The organism is Variovorax paradoxus (genome assembly GCF_009755665.1).
Taxonomy (GTDB): Bacteria; Pseudomonadota; Gammaproteobacteria; order Burkholderiales; family Burkholderiaceae_C; genus Variovorax; species Variovorax paradoxus_G.
Map to the genome: position 1 here is coordinate 2,936,369 of NZ_CP046622.1, position 18,097 is coordinate 2,954,465.

Consider the following 18,097-nt stretch of genomic DNA (forward strand, 5'->3'; position numbering starts at 1 on the left):
CAACCCCTTTCATTCCCGCCCCGGAGATGAAGGACGCCCACGTGTCCGGCATGGCCGCGTACGACAAGCTGGTGGCCGAGGCGGAGGCCGACTACAGCGGCTACTGGTCGCGCCTTGCTCGCGAGTTCCTGAGCTGGAAGACGCCGTTCACCCAAGGGCTCGACGACAGCAACGCCCCTTTCTTCAAGTGGTTTGAAGATGGCACGCTCAACGTGTCCTACAACTGCCTGGACCGCCAGGTGGAGCGCGGCCTGGGCGACAAGACCGCAATCATCTTCGAAGCCGACGACGGCCAGGTCACCCGCGTCAGCTATCGCGATCTGCTCGCGCGCACCTGCCGCATGGCCAATGCGCTGAAGGCGCGCGGCGTGAAAAAAGGCGACCGCGTCGTCATCTACATGTCGATGAGCATCGAGGGCGTGGTCGCCATGCAGGCCTGCGCGCGCATCGGCGCCACGCATTCGGTGGTGTTCGGCGGCTTCTCGGCGCAGAGCCTGCGCGACCGCATCCAGGATGCCGGCGCCGTCATGGTCGTCACCGCCGACGAACAGGTGCGCGGCGGCAAGCAGCTTCCGCTCAAGGCCATCGTCGACGAAGCCATCGCACTGGGCGGCTGCGAGAGCGTGAAGAACGTCATCGTCTACCGCCGCACTGGCGGGCCCATCGCATGGGTTGCCTCGCGCGACCGCTGGCTGCACGACGAGACGCAGGCGCAGCCGGAGACCTGCGAGCCCGAATGGGTGGGCGCCGAGCATCCCCTGTTCGTGCTCTACACCTCGGGATCCACCGGCAAGCCGAAGGGCGTGCAGCATTCCAGCGGGGGCTACCTGCTGCATGCGGCGCTCACGACCCAGTGGACCTTCGACCTGAAGCCGGACGACGTGTTCTGGTGCACCGCCGACATCGGTTGGGTCACGGGCCACACCTACATCGCCTACGGCCCGCTGGCGCTGGGCGCCACCGAAGTCGTGTTCGAGGGCGTACCCACGTACCCGGACGCCGGCCGCTTCTGGAAGATGATCCAGGACCACAAAGTGAGGGTGTTCTACACCGCGCCGACGGCCATCCGCTCGCTGATCAAGGCGGCCGAGGCCAACGAGGCCGTACACCCCGAGCGCTACGACCTGTCGAGCCTGCGCATCCTGGGCTCGGTCGGCGAGCCGATCAACCCGGCCGCGTGGGAGTGGTTTCACCAGCACGTCGGCGGCGGCCATTGCCCCATCGTCGATACCTTCTGGCAGACGGAGACAGGCGGCCACATGATCACGCCGCTGCCGGGCGCCACGCCGCTGGTGCCCGGCTCGTGCACCCTGCCCTTCCCTGGCATTGCGGCGGCCATCGTCGACGAGACCGGTGCCGATGTGCCCAACGGCCAGGGCGGCATCCTGGTTGTGAAGAAGCCCTGGCCAAGCATGATCCGCACAATCTGGGGCGACCCGGAACGCTTCAAGGCGAGCTACTACCCGCCGGAACTCAAGGGCTACTACCTGGCGGGCGACGGTGCCATCCGCGATGCGAAGACCGGATATTTCACGATCACCGGCCGCATCGACGATGTGCTCAACGTCTCGGGCCACCGCATGGGCACGATGGAAATCGAATCGGCGCTGGTGTCTTGCACCGCGTTGGTGGCCGAAGCCGCGGTGGTCGGCCGGCCCGACGACACCACGGGCGAGGCGATCTGCGCCTTCGTCGTGCTGAAACGCTCGCGCCCCACCGGAGACGAAGCGAAGAAGATCGCCAACGAACTGCGCAACTGGGTTGCCAAGGAGATCGGCCCCATCGCCAAGCCCAAGGACATCCGCTTTGGCGACAACCTGCCCAAGACGCGCAGCGGCAAGATCATGCGCCGGCTGCTGCGGTCTGTGGCCAGGGGCGAGGCCATCACGCAGGACACATCCACGCTGGAGAACCCGGCCATCCTGGAGCAGCTATCGGAACGGAACTGAGGGCAGCATCACGGCTCCGGCCGCCTCCATAGCCAGACGGCAACCACGGCCATGAGTAGCGGCGCGCCGATCTTCACGGCGATGTGGGCGCCGGTGGCCAGCAGCACGGCCGAACTGAAGGCCATCATCCAGCTGGCCGCCCACTTCGCGCGGCGCGGTACGCAGCCGCCCTCCCGCCATTGCCGGATGTACTTGCCATAGCGCGGGTGCCCGACAAGCCACTGCTCCAAAGCAGGCCAGCCGTGCCCGCCCGCCCAGGCGGCGGCAAGCAGAAAAGGCACCGTGGGCAGAACGGGCAGAAAGACGCCGAGCAGGCCGAGAGCGACCAGCACCAGCGCCAGCACACGCCAGAGCACTTTTGCGAAGGAAGCGCCGAGCCGCCTCAACGGGCGCCTCCTCTGGAATGCTCTGACGAAAACGAGGGCTGCAGCATCGGCCGATGGTAGGCCACTGCCAATTGAAACAACTTGGTCGAATGCCTGGCCGATCTCTTGCCTACAGCTCCAGTACCAACCGGCCCTCGCAAGCACGCGAACAGCAGGCCATCATCCGCGTGTTGGCCTCTCGCTCCGGGCGGGTCAGCACCATGTCGCGATGGTCCACCTTGCCGGACAGTACCCGCACTTCGCACGAACCGCAAAGGCCCTCCTCGCAGTCACTCTGCACATCCACATTGGCCGCGCGCAAGGCGGTCAGCAGTGTCTGGTCCGGCGGCACGGTGACGACCAGGCCTGAATCCTTCAGCTCGACTTCGAACGCATGTTCCTTCGAAGGGTCGAGCGTGGCCAGGGTCGATTCGAAATGCTCGACGCGCAAGGCGCCCTCGGGCCATGCGGCGCAGCAGCCTTCGAGCGCCTCCAGCATCCGCAGCGGCCCGCAGGCATAGACCTGGGCACCAGGCACCGGTTCGGCGAGCAGCGACCGCAGATCGCAGCGCCGGCCTTCGTCGCCCGCATACACGTGCAGCCGCTCGCCGTGCAACGCCGCAAGCTCGTCCAGAAAGGCCATGTGCTTGCGGCTGCGGCCGCTGTAGTGCAGCTCGTAGTCGATGCCCAGCGCCTTCGCGCGGCGTGCCATTGCGCTCACGGGCGTGATGCCGATGCCGCCCGCGATGAAGACCGCCTTCTTCAGCGACTCGTCGAGGCGGAAATGATTGCGCGGCCCGCGAATGCGCAGCCGGTCGCCGGCTTTCACTTGCGTGTGCACCCAGGCCGACCCGCCGCGCCCCTCGGGCTCGTGCAGCACCGCAATCTCCAGCACGCCGGAATCCTCCGGGTCGCCGCAAAGAGAGTACTGGCGCGACAGCTCGGACGAGCCGCACTCCACGTCGATGTGCGAACCCGCGCTCCAGCGCGGCAGCGGCTTGCCGTCGGGCGACACCAGGCGAAGCTTCACCACGCCCTCGGCTACGCGCGTCACGCGCTCCACCACCACGGGCCGCGACACGGCATGCCGCGAAGTTTCGCCAACGCGCACCGGCAACTGCAGCTCTCGCAGCGCCGGGTTCCGGCGTTCGGGGTTGGCCGCGGGGTCCCACTCGACCCACAGGTGCTCAGGTCCGCGGAACGAGGTGTTCGGCACATACGTGAAGCTCTGCTGCGCAAGCCGCATGTGCGGCAGCCGCCGCGTGAACTCCGAGAGGAAGACCTGCATTTCCATGCGCGCGAGGTTCTTGCCCATGCACTGGTGCGACCCGTAGCCGAAGGTCAGGTGGTCGCTCGCGTTGTCACGGCGGATGTCGAACAGGTCCGCGTCAGCAAAATGCGCCTCGTCGTGGTTGGCCGACGAAGTGACGATCAGGAGCCGCGACCCGGCGAGCAAATCCACGCCGCCCACCTGCGTATCCCTGGTGACAAGGCGTCGCCAAGCGGCCACCGATCCGTTGTGCCGCAGGCACTCTTCCACCGCGTTGGGAATGAGGCCCGGGTCTTCGCACAGCTCTTGCCACGCCTTGGGATGCTGCAGCAGCAGCTTCACCGCGTTGGCGGTGGCATTGGCCGTGGTCTCGTGCGCGGCCACGATGCCAGCCATCATCATCGAGTGCAGGTACGAATCCGTCACAACCTCGGGGTGCTGCTTCTGCTTGCGGATGCCGTATTGCATCCAGCCGGGCGCATCGGGGTCTTGCCGCATCTTCTCTAGCACCTTGCCGGCGTACTGCCAGAAATTGCCCACTGCATGCGCCACGGCCACCTGCTCCTCAGGCTTGGGCCGGCCCCAGGTGTTGACGGTGTGCGCAATCGAATACTTGCGGAGCGTGTCCATGTCTTCCTCGGGCACGCCCAGGAAATGCAGCGCCACCGTCAGCGGAATTTCCCACAGCATCTGGTCCACGAGGTCGGCCTTGCCGTCGTCGATGAAGCGGTCGACATAGGTGCGGGCCAGCTCGCGCACCATCGGCTCGTGGTGCTTGAGCGCCTCGGGCGTGAACGGGTCCATCAACACGCGGCGGCGCGGCATGTGGGCGGGCTCGTCCTCGTTCACCAGCGTGCGGTTCAGCGCGAAGCCATAGGAGGCGAGCACGGCATTGGCCTCGTCGCTCGTAGGCGTGATTTTCTCCAGCGCATTCGAAGGGCTGAAGGTGATGTTGTCGCGGAACACCGCCTTGATGTCGTCATAGCGCGTGATCACCCAGTAGCCGAGCTTGGGGCTGTAGAAGATCGGCTCCTTCTCGCGCGCCCAGCGCACGTACTCGGGAGGGTCCTGCTGGTAGCCGTCTTCGAAGGGGTCGAACTCGGCGGCGCGCGCGCTCACGGGGCAGCCGGTGGGCGTGCGCTCGGAAGACAACGGCCCGTGCGCGACAGGACAGCCGGAGGAGCGCGAGGGAATGGCGGTATCTGACATGGGCGGTGCTCCCCGGTCTCGTCAATCCAGCGTGATCTTCAGGTCGCGAATGAGCTTGTGCCAGCGCGCCGTCTCGCTTTTGAGCAGCGCGGCATATTGGGCGGGCGTGTTGGCCACCGGCTCGACGCCGAAATCGACCATGCGCGTGCGCACCGAGGGCTCGTTGATCGCCGCCACCAGTTGGCGATTGAGCGTGTTCACCACCTCCGGGGGCGTGGCCGAGGGAACCACTACTCCGACCAGCGCCGCGGCTTCGACGTTCTTGTAGCCGAGCTCTGCGAAGGTGGGCACGTCGGGCAGCTGCGGCAGGCGCGTCGGGTTGGCCACCGCCAGCGCGCGGACCTTGCCGCCCTTGATGAACCCGGCACCGGCCGCCAGGTCGACCATCATGGCCGGCAGCTGCCCGCCCACCACGTCGGCCAGCGCCGGCGCGGCACCGCGGTACGGAACGTGAACCATGAACAGGCCGGCCTCCACCTTGAGCAGTTCCATCGCCAGGTGATGCGGGCTGCCCGCGCCCGCCGAGGCGTAGCTCACGTCGCCCGGCTTTGCCTTGGCCTTAGCGATGAAATCCTTGGCCGTGGCAATGCCGGAATTGGCGCCAACCACCAGGATCATCGGGAACCTGCCCATCAGCGTGACCGGTGCCAGGTCCTTGGTGGGGCTGTACGAGAGCGACTTGTAGAGCGCCGGGTTGAACACCAGCGTGCCGTTGTCGGCCGACAGCACGGTGTAGCCGTCGGCCGGCGCGCGCGCCGTTTCAGCTGCGGCCAGTGCGGTGTTGCCGCCGGGCTTGTTGTCCACCAGCACCGGCTGGCCGACCTGGGTGGAGAGTGTCTGCGCCACCGTGCGCGCCAAAAAATCGGAGCCGCCACCTGCCGCGTACGGAACGAGCCAGCGGATGGGCTTGGCCGGAAAGGTTTGGGCACTGGCGCCGGCCGCCGCAAGAAGGGAAAGAACGGCAAGGCAGTGGGCAAGACGGTTTTTCATGAAAGTCTCCAGTTGGCGTAGTTTCGTATTGCGTAAATATCATACGCATTGCGTAATGATGATTCTTGAGGGCTAACCCTGCGTCCGACCGCTTCTCCTGCCAGCCAGCTCCACCAACTACCATCAAGCGCACATGACCAAAGCCCTGGAGCCCTCCTCTCTTCCTCCCGCCACCCGCGAGCGCCGCCAGCGCGTGCAATCGGCCGAAACGGGCATGGCGGTGCTCAAGGGCCTTGCCCACCTCGGCGGCCGCAGCAGCCTCACGGCCCTCTCGGTCCATGTCGCCGAAAGCCCGGCAAAGGTGCACCGCTACCTTGCGAGCCTGATGGAGGAAGGCCTGGTGCTGCAGGATGCTGTCTCGCAGCACTACTACCTCGGTACCGAAGCCATCCAGATCGGCTTGGCCGCCATGCGTCAGGCCGACCCGATTCGTGCGGCCGAGCCCTGCCTTGTCAGGCTGCGTGAATCGCTGGAGGTCACTTGCTTCGTCGCCGTCATGGGCAACAAGGGGCCGACCATCGTGCGCTTCGAGGAGCCGGGCCTGCCCGTTACGGTGAACGTGCGCGCCGGCTCGGTGATGTCGATCCTCTGGTCGGCCACAGGCCGCGCGTTCCTGGGCCTGCTCGATGAGTCGCGGGTGCTCGCGCTCGCCGAGCAGGAACTGGCCGATTCGCCCGAAGACATGCGTGCCACGCTCGACGCGGCCGACCCCATCGGACAACTGCGCCGCGACGTGCAGAAGGCGCATTGCGCGAGCGTGAAAGACACTTACCTGCGCGGCATCAGCGCCGTGGCGGCGCCGGTCTACGACTATGCGGGCCGCGTGTGCGCGGTGCTGACCGCATTGGGAGCGACAGGCGGCTTCGACCCCGCCATCAATGGCCCCATCGCCACCGCAGTGCGGCGGGAAGCACGCGCGGTCAGCGAACTGCTGGGCTACCGCAAGCACGGCTAGCCCCCGGTGTCCTGCTATTCCTCTTCGTGCCCCCGGTACTGCCCCATCAGCGTCTGCTGAACCCCCGGCGGCACGGCTTCGTAGTGCGACAACGCGATGGTGTAGCGGCCCTGGCCGCTGGTCATTGCATTGAGCCTTGACTGGTAGTTGGCCAGTTCGGCCATGGGCACATGCCCGCCGACGCTCACTGTGCCGGCCCCGACATCGGACGTACCGGTGACCACGCCGCGCCGCGCAGACAGGTCGCTCGTGACATCGCCGACGGAATGCTCGGGCACATCGATCCCTATCTGCACGATCGGCTCGAGCACCGCGGGCCGGGCCTCGCGGATCGCGGCCATGAAGGCCTTGCGGCCGGCGGTCGCAAAGGCGATGTCCTTGCTGTCGACGCTGTGGTGCTTGCCGTCGTACACCACCACGCGCACGTCGACCACCGGGTAGCCGGCGATGGCGCCGCCTGCCAGCACCTCGCGCACGCCCTTCTCCACCGCGGGAATGAACTGACCCGGAATGGCGCCGCCCCTGACTTCGTCGGCAAACTGAAAGCCGGCGCCGCGCGGCAGCGGCTCGATGCGCAGGAAAACCTCGCCGAACTGGCCCGCGCCGCCGGTCTGCTTCTTGTGGCGGTGGTGGCCCTCGGCCGGCGCGGTTACAGTCTCGCGATAGGCAATGCGGGGTGGCCGCGTCAGGACCTCGAAGCGGTACACCTCGCGCAAGCGCTCGAGCACGATGCGCAGGTGAAGCTCGCCCAGTCCGTAGAGCACTGTCTCGTTGGTGGCGGCCACATGCTCGATGCGCAGGCACGGGTCCTCGGCCGCCAGCTTGCCGAGGATCTCCCACGCGCGCTGTTCGTCGCCATGGCGCTTGGGCTCAACCGCCAGGCCATGCACCGGCACCGGAAATGCGAGCGGCGCGAGATGAACGTGGCTGTCTTCGGCGGCGTCGTGCAGCACGGCATCGAAATGAATGTCCTCCACCTTGGCCACGGCCACGATGTCGCCCGGCACCGCATGCGACACCTCCACATGCTCTTTGCCCTGCAGCATGAACAGGTGTCCCACCTTGAAGGGCTTGCGCCCGTCGCCGATGTAGAGCTGGCTGTCGCGCGTGAGCGTGCCCTGATGCACGCGAAAGATGCCCATCTTGCCGACGTAGGGGTCGACCGTGACCTTGAACACATGGGCCAGCACGTGCAGCGAAGGGTCGGGCCGGACTTCCATCGGCTTGGCCTCCGCCCCCTCCCCGAGCAGGAACGCGGGCGGATTGCCTTCGGTCGGATCGGGCAGCAGCTTGACGATCACGTCCAGCAGCTCGGCCACGCCGGCGCCGCTGCGCGACGAGACGAAGCACACCGGTATCAGGTGGCCTTCGCGCAGCGCCTGCTCGAGCGGCGCATGCAGCTCCGCCGGGTCCACGTCGCCCTCTTCGAGATAGCGGTCGACAAAGGCCGCATCGACCTCGACCACCTGCTCCACCAGTGCGCGGTGCGCCGCTTCGACGGGGCCGAAGTCGGATCGCCCGAAGCGGTTGAAGAAACAGTCGACCACCTGCCTGTTGACGCCGTCGGGCAGGTTCAGCGGCAGGCATTCGCGGCCGAAGGCAGCCTGGATGTCGGCCAGCAGGCCCTGCAGCGAAACGCCCTGCGAGTCGATCTTGTTGACGATGATCATGCGCGCGAGATGGCGCGAGGCCGCGTACTCCATCATGCGCACCGCCATCGGCTCGATGCCCGTGGCGGCGTTGATGACCACCGCCGCAGTTTCGACTGCCTCCAGCGCCGGCAGGCTCTGGCCGAGAAAGTCGGGGCCGCCGGGCGTGTCGATGAAGTGGATGCGCGTGCCGGCGTGCTTGAGGTGCATTACCGACGCGTTGAGCGAATGAAGCATGCGGCGCTCGAGCGGGTCGTAATCGCTGACGGTGCTGCCCCGCTCGATGCTGCCGCACGCGCCGATGGCCCCCGCCTTGTGCAGCAAGGCCTCGGCAAGGGAGCTCTTGCCTGCGGCGGCGGGCCCGACGAGCGCCAGCGTTCGCACTGCTTCCATTTCGGCCGCGAGGCCGTTCGATCGGCTTGGCATGGCGTGGACTCCTTGGCGTCCGGAAGGCCGGCCCGGCGGCCTGCACAGGCTCGGGTGTCGCGTGTGGACGCTGAGAGCCAGCCTACGGGATTGGCAGTGCCGACGCAACGGCGCCAACCCCGGCCGGCATTCCTTGTAGGCAACCGTGAGGAAACGTGTGCACATACCCAGCAACTCATACGTTGTCCTACAACTATGTAACTACTGGTGATACTTTGAAGCGAATTTCTTCGCAACTCCTGATTGACGCGGCACTAAAGCTGCCCGAATAATCCGCGCGCCGCGTCATAAGACAACTGATGTCGTATGACATCCGACGACGCTGCCCGACCAACCCCGGACATTCAATCAAATAAAGGGAAATGCCATGAAACGCCGACAGTTTGCAATTTCGGTCCTGTCCCCCGTCGCACTCGCCGCCTGCGGCGGTGGCGGCAACGACGGGCCGACCTTCCCGATTCCTCTTCCGCCACCACCACCGCCGCGGCAGGACTCAAGCGCGCGGCAACCTACATGGACGAAGTGGTCTCCTACAAGGGCGGCTATGTGTGGTCGTACTCGCCGGACCTCACGCAGACATTCGGCGAAATGGAAGCCAAGCGCACCATGCTGTGGCTGCAGCCACCGGGCACGTCTTCCATCGGCCATATCTACCTCGATGCCTATCACGCGACCGGCGACGAGCGCTTCTACCAAGCGGCCGACCGCACGGCCAAGGCGGTTGCCGCGGCCCAGCACATCTCGGGCGGCTGGAACTACATCTACGACTTCGCCGGCGAGGCATCGCTGCAGCACTGGTACGAAACAGTGGGCATGAACGGCTGGCGCCTCGAGGAGTTCCAGCACTACTACGGCAATGCGACCTTCGACGACGCCACCACCGCTGTCGCCTCGCAGCTGATGCTGCGCATGTACCTGGAGAAGAAAGACCCGGTCTACCAGGCCGCGACCGAAAAGGCGATCAAGTTCATCACCGACGCGCAGTTCGGCCCCCAGTTCGGCATTGCGGACGGCGGCTGGCCGCAGCGCTTTCCGCATAACCCGAACGCGATCACGTCGATGCCCTTGCCCAACCCGCAGCAGTTGCCCGCGGGCGCTCGCGCGGGCATGGAAGACAGCGACTACACGCTGCACGTCACCTTCAACGACGACGTCATGGGCGAGAACATCAAGTTCCTGACCATGTGCGTGATGACGCTGGGGCGCACCGACCTGGTGGCCAACATCATTCGGGCGATGGATTGCATGCAGCGCATGCAGTGGACCTCGGGGGTGTTGCCGCTGCAATCGGGCTGGAGCCTTCAGCACCTGTCGCGCGAAACCAATGGCCGCCCGGCGGGCGCTCCGGCCGGTGCGCGCTCCTACGAGCCGCGCTCGCTGGCCACGCACACTACGCAGACCAACATCCAGCAGTTGCTCGGCTACTTCACGCTCACCGGCGACAAGAAGTACCTTTCGCAGCTTCAGAATGCGATCGACTGGCTGAAGTCGCCATCCATCCAGCTCCCGGCGGATGTCGCGACCATCAACCCGCTGCTCGCCGGGCGCAACGTGGCCACGTTCATCGAGCTCGACACCAACGAGCCGCTGTTCATTCACCGCTATGGCTCCAACATCCACAACGGCGCGTACTTTTTCGACAAGGACATCACCAACACGATCAGCCACTACTCGTCGGGCCGATCGGTAACCCCCGCCGCGCTGCAAAAGCGGCTGGATGAGCTCAATGCGATGACGCAGCCGCAGATCGATGCCATGGTCGCCAGGTCGCCGCTGCGGGCCACCGCGCCTCGCGCCCTGCCAAAGTACTTTGCCGCCGTTCGCGAAGTGGATTTTCCGGACCTGTTCGAAGGCGCGGTGCTGAAGACCCCGGTGGTGCCCGAATCAGAGGTGCAGACGATCCTGGCCGCGCTGGTGGACGGAAACTACTGGACCGCGCCCGTGCCCGAGATCGTGAACCCGTTCCGCGGCAACGGACCGACGACGCCGTACACCGGCACGGCGTACCGCAGCCGCCACGTGGGCGACATCTACGACACCTCTCCGTATCCGGCCGATGCGCCGCCGGAGATCGAGCCGTATGTGAAGCGTGAAAAACCGCAGTTCATCGTCACCTCGAACTTCATCGCCCGCATGGGACGGTTGATCTCGTTCATTTCGCCGGTGGCCTGAGCCGGGCAGGCCATCACCTAGGGGGTGGGCGATCCGTCGCTCACCAACTGCCAAAGCGCCTCTGCCACAGGGGCCATGCTTGCTGCCTGGCGGTACAGCCGGATGTCCACCGGCACCCGCCAGGCGCCTTTGCCCGCATCCGCCAGCGCACCGCTGCGCAGGTCGTCGGCAACCAGGCTCATGGGCAGCCATGCAAGGCCGCGTCCTTCGAGCGCCATGGTTCTGAGCAGCGCGGCGTGGTGCGCCGTAAAGACCACCGAGAGCGACGATGCGAAGTCTTTGCCGAACTCGCTGTCCTGTATCGCACGCATGATCCGCCCCAGGCCCGAGGCTTCGCTGTAGGCCAGCACCGAAGGCGCCTGGGCAGTGCCGAGCGCATGCAGCGGCGCACCGTGAACACCGGGTGCGGAGACCGGTACCAGCACGTCTTCGCTCAACCGAAGAACCGGGTACTGCCCTTCGTCGAGCCGGCCCGGTGCGTCGGCATGGCCGTGGCACAGCACAAATTGCACGCGGCGCTGCAGCATCAGGTCTTCGCAGGCCTGTGAGCTGTCCGACATCGTCTGGATCGGTCCCAGGCTCAGCCGGCTTTCCACGCTGCCCAGCCAACGCGGAAAGAACGTCAGCGAGAGCACATGCGTGGCGGCAAATCTCAGGCTTGCCGCGGCCATGTCGTGTGCCGCACGCGCCTTGATGCGGGCGGCTTCCAGGCCGGCCAGCAGTTCCTTCAGCAGCGGCTCAAAACGCTTGCCGGCGGCCGTCAGCGCCGCGGGGTGCGCGCTGCGGTCGAACAGGTCGACCCCCACCCACTCTTCGAGCGCGCGAATGTGCCGGCTGAACGCGGGCTGCGCAATGGAACGCACTTGCGCCGCGCGCGAGAAATTGCCGGTCTCGGCCAAGGCAATGAAGTCTTCGAGCCATTCGAGGTCGAGGGGGCGGTTGCCGGGGCCCATGTGCTGCGCAATCGGTTGAATAGTTGTATGCGATTCGAGTATTGGACGGTGCATGCCCCGCCGGCAAAAGATGCACCCATTCCTGCACCTTGAACCACAACGGAGACACAGCATGCCTTCCATCGCGAATTATCGCGGGATCATTCCCGCCATTTCCTGCCCCTTCACGGCCGACCACCGCATCGACGAGCCGGCGCTGCGCAAGCTCGCCTCGTGGCTGGCGGGGCACGACGGCGTGGTGGCAGTCATGACCAACGGCCACACCGGCGAGGTGTTCTCGCTCACCCCCGCCGAGCGCGCCGAGGTCACCCGCATCGTGGCCGACGAGCTGCGCGGCCGCACGCCGGTCATCTCGTCCATCGTGTGCGAAGGCCTGGCCGAGGCCGCCGAGCATGCACGCGCCGCACAGGCCGCCGGCGCGGTCGCGCTCGACGTGATGCCGCCCCACCACTGGCTGCGCTTCGGCTTCACGCCGGGGCATGCGCTGCAGTATTTCGAGGCCATTCACCGCGCCGCGCCGGAACTCGACCTGGTCTGCCACGTGTACCCGGCCTGGACACGCGCCTCTTACTCCTCGCAACTGCTGGCCGAGCTGGCCCGCCTGCCCTACCTGCAGGCCTTCAAGGTAGGCCAGCGCGACATGAACAAGTACGCCCGCGACATCCAGGCAATCCGCGAGGCCGATGCCTCGAAGGCCATCCTCACCTGCCACGACGAGTACCTGCTGGCCTCGATGGTGCAAGGCGTGGACGGCGCGCTGGTCGGCTTTGCCACCTTCATTCCGCAGTTGATCATCGACCTGTGGAATGCCGTGAAGGCCGGCGACCTGAAAAAGGCCATGGCCGTGCAGGCCCTCATCACACCGCTGAAAGATGCCGTGTATGGCGGCGGCGAGCCGACCGGCGAAGCGCACGCGCGCATGAAGGGCGGCATGTTCCTGGCCGGCGTGCTCGACAACGCCACGGTGCGCCCGCCAACCGAGGCGCCGAACGAGCGCGAGATGGAGGCGCTGCGCGCCGCGGTGCGGCAAGCCGGTTTGTCGAAGCGCTGATCAAGTACAAGCGGCTCGGCACCACCGGTGCCCTCCCCCATAAAACCAGAAGGAGACAAGAGACATGCAACGCAACCATTTCCTCCGTGCCACGCTTGCGGCCCTTGCGCTTGTCGCGGCGTCCTCAGGCTTTGCGCAGACGCAACCCTGGCCCACCCGCCCGGTGCGCGTGGTAATTCCGTTTCCGCCTGGCGGCACGCTCGACACGGTCGGCCGCCTGCTCGCGCAGAAGCTCGGCGACCAGACCGGCCAGCCCTTCATCGTCGAGAACCGGCCCGGCGGCAACGGCGTGATCGGTGCCGACGTGGTGTCGAAGGCACCGGCCGACGGCTACACGCTGCTGTTCAACGCATCGACCTTCACCACGGCGCCGATGACGATGAAGTCCGTGCCCTATGAGATCGTGCGCGACTTCACGCCGGTGGCGCTGGTTGCCAAGGCGCCGCTGTCGGTGGCCATCAACAAGAACCTGCCGATCACCGACGTCAAGTCGCTCATTGCGTACGCAAAGGCGAACCCGGGCAAGATGACTTTCGCGGTCGGCTCCATCGGCTCGGCCGGCCACCTGTCGACCGAACTGCTCAAGCGCGCCGGCGGGCTCGACTACCTCATCGTGCCGTACAAGGGCACGGCGCCGGCCTTCCAGGACCTGATCGGCGGGCAGATCGACGGCTTCATCGACCCCATCCTCGGCTCGCTGCAGTACCACAAGAGCGGCATGCTGCGCGTGGTGGCCGTTACCTCCGCCAACCGCGCCACCAGCCTGCCGAACGTACCCACGGTGGGCGAAAGCATTCCGGGCTACGAGTTCTATAGCTGGTACGGCCTGTGGGGTCCGGCCAAGCTGCCGCCGGCCATCACGCAGCGGCTCAATGCCGAAGTGAACAAGGCCCTGGCCACCGACATGCGCGAAACGCTCAACGCGCAAGGGCTGCTGCTCACGCCGGGCAGCGTCGAAGACTTCGTAAAGTTCCAGCAGGCTGACATGGAGCGGTCGAAGAAGATCATCACCGAAGGCAACATCCGTGTCGAATAAGGCCGCTCCGCATGCCGTGGTCACGGGCAGCAGCAGCGGCATCGGCCGCGCCATTGCCTCACATCTGCTGGGCGAGGGCTGGCGCGTGAGCGGGCTCGATCTTGCGGCGCCCACGCTGTTCGATGCGGCCTTCGCGCACACGGCGGTGGATCTGTCGAATGCCGAAGGCATCGCGCGCGCCGCAGCCGCCCTGCAGGACGCCGATGCGCTGGTGCATGCCGCCGGCGTGCTGCGCGTCGGCCCGTTGGGCCAGCTCGATCATGCGGGTGGCGAACTGATGTGGCGCCTGCACGTCGACGCCGCCACGCGCCTCGCAGATGCGCTTGTGCCCGCGATGGCCGTGCGCGGCAGCGGCCGTGTGGTGTTCGTCGGCAGCCGCGTGGCCCAAGGCCTGCCCGGTCGCGGGCAGTACGCCGCCACCAAGGCGGCGCTCATCGCGCTCGCGCGCAGCTGGGCCGCGGAGGTGGCCGCCAGCGGCGTCACCATCAACGTGGTGTCGCCCGGCGCAACGCAGACCGCAATGCTGCAAGACCCGGCCCGCTCGGGCAGCACCCCGCGCCTGCCCCCCATCGGGCGGTTGATCCAGCCTGAAGAAATTGCCGCGCTGGTCGCCTTTCTTCTCTCGGCGCCGGCCGCCGCCATTACAGGCCAGGACATTGCCATTTGCGGCGGTGCGTCGCTGCACCGGTAATACCAATGCACCCATGCCAAGGTGCATTGAATCGAAAGTGGTGCGAGTTTTCCGACACCTCTTGTAGCGTGTTCCGCACGCCTACTGGGGTGACACCCTGAGCACAAGCTGAAGTTGTTGGGCTAGTATTTCCAGACAGTGCCAGCAACACCCAGACCCATTGAGTACTTGCTCGAACTCGAGCACGCCAGTTTCCCGGTGCATATCCGGGACCGCGATGCGATCCAGGCCATCGCGGTTCTGAAGGCGATTGGCTGCGTCGAGGCGGAGATTTCTCCGCCCCTCGATCTGTGCAGTTCGTTCGAAGACTACGAGTGCGCTGTGGTGAGGAAAATCACGCCGGTGGGCCGCACCGAACTGGCGGCGGAATACGGCTGACGGGCTTCATCACAGCGTTTGCGCCAGCCCGAGCACGGCCGTGGCCTGGCTGGACAGCGTGCCTCCGTTGCCATGCGCGAGCGCCGTGCGGGCACCGCTCACCTGCCGGTCGCCGCCTTCTCCGCGAAGCTGCCGCACGGCCTCGATCAACGCAAAGATCCCGTACATGCCCGGATGCACGCAGGACAACCCGCCGCCGTTGGTGTTGACCGGCAGCCGGCCGCCAGGCGCAATGGCACCGCCGCGCACGAAGGCGCCGCCCTCGCCCTTGGCGCAGAAGCCCAGGTCTTCAAGGAAAAGCAGCACGTTGATGGTGAAGGCGTCATACAGCTGCACCACGTCGATGTCGCTGGGTGCCAGGCCGGCCATGGCAAACGCGGCGCGACCGCTGTCGCGCGCGGCCGTCGTCGTCAGGTCGTGCATCGATGAAATCTGCCGGTTCCAAACTGCCGTGCCGGTGCCAAGCACATGCACGGGCTCGCGCCGCAAGTCCCGCGCACGGTCGGCGCGCACCAGCACGAAGGCGCCTGCGCCGTCGGTCACCAGGCAGCTGTCGCGCACGGTCAGCGGGTCGCAGACCATGCGCGCGCCCAGCACGTCGTCTATGGAGAGCGGGTCACGCATGAACGCCTCGGGGTTCAGCCGGGCCCAGGCGCGCGCGGCCACGGCCACCTCTGCAAGGTCGCGCCGCGTGGTGCCGAACTCGTGCATGTGGCGCGATGCGGCCAATGCATAGGCCGAGAGCGGCTGCATCGGTTCGTAAGGCGTTTCGTAGGGCTGCGGGTCGAGGTAGCGGCGGCTCGCCACCACTTCCCTGCGCCCGAAGGTGGCGGTGCGCTGCGCGCTTCCGTAGCAGACGAGCACCGCGTTGCACTGGCCGCTGGCCAGCGCCTGCATGGCCGGCAGCAGGTGCGCGATGAAGCTGGAGCCGCCGAGCATCGTGCTGTCGATGTAGGTCGGGCGAAGGCCCAGGTACTCGACCACCGGCATGGCCCACATCGTTGCGCTTGCGCTGGCGGTGCAGAGTCCATCGATGTCCTTCATGGCCAGCCCGGCGTCGGCCACAGCGCGGCGCGCGGCTTCGGCCAGCAGTTCCATGTCGGTGTGGCCCGGCGACTCGCCGCAGCCGTAGGTGGCCACGCCGGCGATGGCGGCGCTGCCGCGCAGTTGCTTCAGTGCGGTCATGCGGCGTCTCCCGTGGCGGCATCGAAAACAACCATGCCGCTACCACCCGTCGGCACCACCACGCGCGCCCGCACACGCAAACCGATGCGCACGTCGGCCGGCGGCATGCCTTCAACGCGGCTCATCAGGCGCACGCCTTCGTCCAGCTCGACGATGCACACGTTGTAGTCACCGCCGGCCTCGGGCTTGCGGCGCACCGTGGTCACGGCATACACGGCGCCAGTGCCGGCAGGTGCCACCAGCGCGGGCTCTTCGGCGCCGCAATGGGGGCACAGCACCCGCGGAAAGTACACCGCCCGCTGGCAGGCGCCGCAGCGCTGGATGAGAAAGCGGCCCGCGTCCAGCTCGGCCTGGTGGCGCGCCAGCACGCCGGCGCCTGTCGGTTTTGATGTCGTCGATGAATTCGTCATTGAGTCATTGAAATCGCCGGAGTTCGGCATGGTTGCGTCGAGCATGCCGGCTACGCCCTTTCCGCGCCATTCGCAAATGCCGAAGGGCCCCCTCGGCGTGGCCAAACCGCCCGGAGCGTGTGTGCAAATGATTCTTTCTGCCAACGGCTTTCAGGCTTTGTGCCATGGGCACGCGAGGCACCTGTTTTTAGACTGCAACGCGCCCGTTCCATATTCACCCAGGAAAAAATCGATGGAGACAACCGGCGCATCGCGCCCGCCGCTGGCCGGCATTCGCGTACTCGACCTGACCCGCCTGCTGCCCGGGCCGGTCTGCACACTGCACCTGGCCGATCTTGGCGCCGAGGTGCTCAAGATCGAAGACACGGGCCTTGGCGACTACGCCGCACCGGCTTTGCGCGCCATGGTCCAGCGCAACAAGAAAGGCATGCGCCTCGACCTGAAGCAAGCCGACGGCGTGGCGCTGCTGCACCGGCTGGCCGAGAGCGCCGACGTGCTGGTCGAAGGCTTCAGGCCGGGCGTGATGGACAGGTTGGGGGTGGGCTATGCCGCGCTTTCCGCGGTAAACCCGCGCCTGGTCTATTGCAGCATTACCGGCTTCGGCCAGACCGGGCCTTACCGCGATGAGCCGGGGCACGACCTGAACTACTGCGCGCTCAGCGGCGTCAGCGACCAGATCGGCCGCGACGACGCGGGCCCCGCCCTCTCCAACCTGCCCATCGCAGACTTGCTCGGCGGCTCGATGAATGCGGTGATGGGCATTCTCGCGGCCTTGTTCGATGCGGCGCGCACCGGCACCGGCCGCCATGTGGACATCTCCATGGCCGACGGCGTGCTGGCGCATGCGCTGGTGCCGCTGGTCACCCTGGCCACGCAAGGCGCCACTCGCCGCGCGGGCCTCGACAAGCTCAGCGGCGCGCTGCCCTGCTATGCCATGTACCGCACGCAGGACGGACGGCACCTTTCCGTCGGCGCGCTCGAGCACAAGTTCTGGGAGCGCTTCTGCGACGTGCTCGGCCGGCCCGACCTGAAGCCGATGCACATGCCGCCCGACCGCGCCACCGCCGAGCGGGTTCGCGCCGACGTGGCCGCCCTTATCGAAGCGCGGCCGCTCGCCTATTGGGCCGACGTGTTCCATGGCCGGCAGTGCTGCGTCACACCCGTGCTGCGGCTCGAAGAGGCGCTGGCGCATGAGAACTTCATCGCGCGCGGCATGGTGCATCCACGGGCCACCGAAGGCGGTGCGCCGCAGCTGGCCTGCCCAGTGAAGATGACCGGCTTCGAGTTTTCGATCGAGCGGCCGGCGCCGTCGCCGGGCCAGGACACCGACGAGGTGCTCGCCGCGCTGGGGCACGACGAGGCCGCCCGCGCCGACCTGCGCCGGCGCGGCGTGGTGGGCTGAGAGCGC

At 66.9% G+C, this 18,097-nt stretch carries 15 protein-coding genes; 8 read left to right on the forward strand and 7 right to left on the reverse strand.

Going from position 1 to position 18,097, the window contains the following annotated elements; genetic code table 11:
- The first annotated feature begins 26 nt into the window (after nt 1-26).
- Nucleotides 27-1,949: an acetate--CoA ligase gene (gene acs / locus GOQ09_RS13570; protein ID WP_242631126.1), complete on the forward strand. Its 1,923-nt coding sequence runs from the start codon at nt 27-29 to the stop codon at nt 1,947-1,949.
- Nucleotides 1,950-1,957: 8 nt separating this feature from the next.
- Here the strand turns inward: acs and GOQ09_RS13575 are convergent, their stop codons facing one another.
- The 3 genes from GOQ09_RS13575 to GOQ09_RS13585 all read right to left on the reverse strand — a co-directional run bounded on the left by GOQ09_RS13575 (nt 1,958) and on the right by GOQ09_RS13585 (nt 5,783).
- Nucleotides 1,958-2,335 (reverse strand): YbaN family protein, encoded by a 378-nt coding sequence (locus tag GOQ09_RS13575; RefSeq protein ID WP_207309857.1) that lies wholly within the window; start codon nt 2,333-2,335, stop codon nt 1,958-1,960.
- Nucleotides 2,336-2,444: 109 nt separating this feature from the next.
- The gene (locus GOQ09_RS13580; protein WP_157613879.1) at nt 2,445-4,793 is read right to left on the reverse strand and encodes a cytochrome P450/oxidoreductase; all 2,349 of its coding nucleotides are present in this window, start codon (nt 4,791-4,793) and stop codon (nt 2,445-2,447) included.
- A gap of 21 nt (nt 4,794-4,814) precedes the next feature.
- Nucleotides 4,815-5,783 carry a Bug family tripartite tricarboxylate transporter substrate binding protein gene (locus GOQ09_RS13585; RefSeq protein ID WP_157613880.1) on the reverse strand — a complete coding sequence of 323 codons (969 nt, stop codon included), beginning with the start codon at nt 5,781-5,783 and terminating at the stop codon, nt 4,815-4,817.
- 133 nt (nt 5,784-5,916) lie between these two features.
- On the opposite strand from GOQ09_RS13585, the gene GOQ09_RS13590 reads away from it, so the two are divergent.
- On the forward strand, nt 5,917-6,738 hold the full coding sequence (locus tag GOQ09_RS13590) for an IclR family transcriptional regulator (RefSeq protein ID WP_157613881.1): 822 nt from the start codon (nt 5,917-5,919) through the stop codon (nt 6,736-6,738).
- 14 nt (nt 6,739-6,752) lie between these two features.
- Here GOQ09_RS13590 and fusA read toward each other — a convergent pair whose 3' ends face one another.
- Nucleotides 6,753-8,813, reverse strand: coding sequence for an elongation factor G (gene fusA, locus GOQ09_RS13595; protein ID WP_157613882.1), 2,061 nt, complete (start codon nt 8,811-8,813; stop codon nt 6,753-6,755).
- A 513-nt stretch (nt 8,814-9,326) separates the two neighbouring features.
- Between fusA and GOQ09_RS13600 the strand changes: the two genes are divergently transcribed.
- A complete protein-coding gene (locus GOQ09_RS13600; protein WP_242630833.1) occupies nt 9,327-10,985 on the forward strand; it encodes a pectate lyase in 1,659 nt (552 codons plus the stop codon).
- A 17-nt stretch (nt 10,986-11,002) separates the two neighbouring features.
- On the opposite strand, the gene GOQ09_RS13605 is transcribed toward GOQ09_RS13600, so the two are convergent.
- Nucleotides 11,003-11,938 (reverse strand): LysR family transcriptional regulator, encoded by a 936-nt coding sequence (locus GOQ09_RS13605; RefSeq protein ID WP_157613883.1) that lies wholly within the window; start codon nt 11,936-11,938, stop codon nt 11,003-11,005.
- Nucleotides 11,939-12,050: 112 nt separating this feature from the next.
- Here GOQ09_RS13605 and GOQ09_RS13610 point away from each other — a divergent pair, with 112 nt between their 5' ends.
- From GOQ09_RS13610 to GOQ09_RS13625, 4 genes are all read left to right on the forward strand, one after another.
- On the forward strand, nt 12,051-12,989 hold the full coding sequence (locus tag GOQ09_RS13610) for a dihydrodipicolinate synthase family protein (RefSeq protein WP_157613884.1): 939 nt from the start codon (nt 12,051-12,053) through the stop codon (nt 12,987-12,989).
- 64 nt (nt 12,990-13,053) lie between these two features.
- Complete coding sequence (locus tag GOQ09_RS13615; protein ID WP_157613885.1) at nt 13,054-14,025, forward strand: Bug family tripartite tricarboxylate transporter substrate binding protein; 972 nt, start codon at nt 13,054-13,056, stop codon at nt 14,023-14,025.
- On the forward strand, nt 14,015-14,716 hold the full coding sequence (locus GOQ09_RS13620; protein ID WP_157613886.1) for an SDR family NAD(P)-dependent oxidoreductase: 702 nt from the start codon (nt 14,015-14,017) through the stop codon (nt 14,714-14,716). The genes GOQ09_RS13615 and GOQ09_RS13620 overlap by 11 nt, the downstream gene beginning before the upstream one ends.
- Before the next feature lie 168 nt (nt 14,717-14,884).
- Nucleotides 14,885-15,094 carry a hypothetical protein gene (locus GOQ09_RS13625; RefSeq protein ID WP_157613887.1) on the forward strand — a complete coding sequence of 70 codons (210 nt, stop codon included), beginning with the start codon at nt 14,885-14,887 and terminating at the stop codon, nt 15,092-15,094.
- Nucleotides 15,095-15,103: 9 nt separating this feature from the next.
- Here GOQ09_RS13625 and GOQ09_RS13630 read toward each other — a convergent pair whose 3' ends face one another.
- Entirely contained in the window at nt 15,104-16,279 is a 1,176-nt protein-coding gene (locus GOQ09_RS13630; RefSeq protein WP_157613888.1) for a thiolase, read from the reverse strand.
- The gene (locus GOQ09_RS13635) at nt 16,276-16,689 is read right to left on the reverse strand and encodes a Zn-ribbon domain-containing OB-fold protein (protein ID WP_157613889.1); all 414 of its coding nucleotides are present in this window, start codon (nt 16,687-16,689) and stop codon (nt 16,276-16,278) included. The genes GOQ09_RS13630 and GOQ09_RS13635 overlap by 4 nt, the downstream gene beginning before the upstream one ends.
- A 232-nt stretch (nt 16,690-16,921) precedes the next feature.
- Here GOQ09_RS13635 and GOQ09_RS13640 point away from each other — a divergent pair, with 232 nt between their 5' ends.
- Complete coding sequence (locus tag GOQ09_RS13640; RefSeq protein WP_157613890.1) at nt 16,922-18,091, forward strand: CaiB/BaiF CoA transferase family protein; 1,170 nt, start codon at nt 16,922-16,924, stop codon at nt 18,089-18,091.
- Nucleotides 18,092-18,097 lie beyond the last annotated feature (6 nt).

What these genes read in the sequence shown, in the direction of transcription:
- GOQ09_RS13640 (WP_157613890.1), top strand. Translation starts at nt 16,922, where the DNA reads ATGGAGACAACCGGCGCATCGCGCCCGCCGCTGGCCGGCATTCGCGTA.
- GOQ09_RS13635 (WP_157613889.1), bottom strand. Translation starts at nt 16,689, where the DNA reads ATGACGAATTCATCGACGACATCAAAACCGACAGGCGCCGGCGTGCTG.
- GOQ09_RS13605 (WP_157613883.1), bottom strand. Translation starts at nt 11,938, where the DNA reads ATGGGCCCCGGCAACCGCCCCCTCGACCTCGAATGGCTCGAAGACTTC.
- GOQ09_RS13630 (WP_157613888.1), bottom strand. Translation starts at nt 16,279, where the DNA reads ATGACCGCACTGAAGCAACTGCGCGGCAGCGCCGCCATCGCCGGCGTG.
- GOQ09_RS13590 (WP_157613881.1), top strand. Translation starts at nt 5,917, where the DNA reads ATGACCAAAGCCCTGGAGCCCTCCTCTCTTCCTCCCGCCACCCGCGAG.
- fusA (WP_157613882.1), bottom strand. Translation starts at nt 8,813, where the DNA reads ATGCCAAGCCGATCGAACGGCCTCGCGGCCGAAATGGAAGCAGTGCGA.
- GOQ09_RS13580 (WP_157613879.1), bottom strand. Translation starts at nt 4,793, where the DNA reads ATGTCAGATACCGCCATTCCCTCGCGCTCCTCCGGCTGTCCTGTCGCG.
- GOQ09_RS13615 (WP_157613885.1), top strand. Translation starts at nt 13,054, where the DNA reads ATGCAACGCAACCATTTCCTCCGTGCCACGCTTGCGGCCCTTGCGCTT.
- GOQ09_RS13585 (WP_157613880.1), bottom strand. Translation starts at nt 5,783, where the DNA reads ATGAAAAACCGTCTTGCCCACTGCCTTGCCGTTCTTTCCCTTCTTGCG.
- GOQ09_RS13610 (WP_157613884.1), top strand. Translation starts at nt 12,051, where the DNA reads ATGCCTTCCATCGCGAATTATCGCGGGATCATTCCCGCCATTTCCTGC.
- acs (WP_242631126.1), top strand. Translation starts at nt 27, where the DNA reads ATGAAGGACGCCCACGTGTCCGGCATGGCCGCGTACGACAAGCTGGTG.
- GOQ09_RS13600 (WP_242630833.1), top strand. Translation starts at nt 9,327, where the DNA reads ATGGACGAAGTGGTCTCCTACAAGGGCGGCTATGTGTGGTCGTACTCG.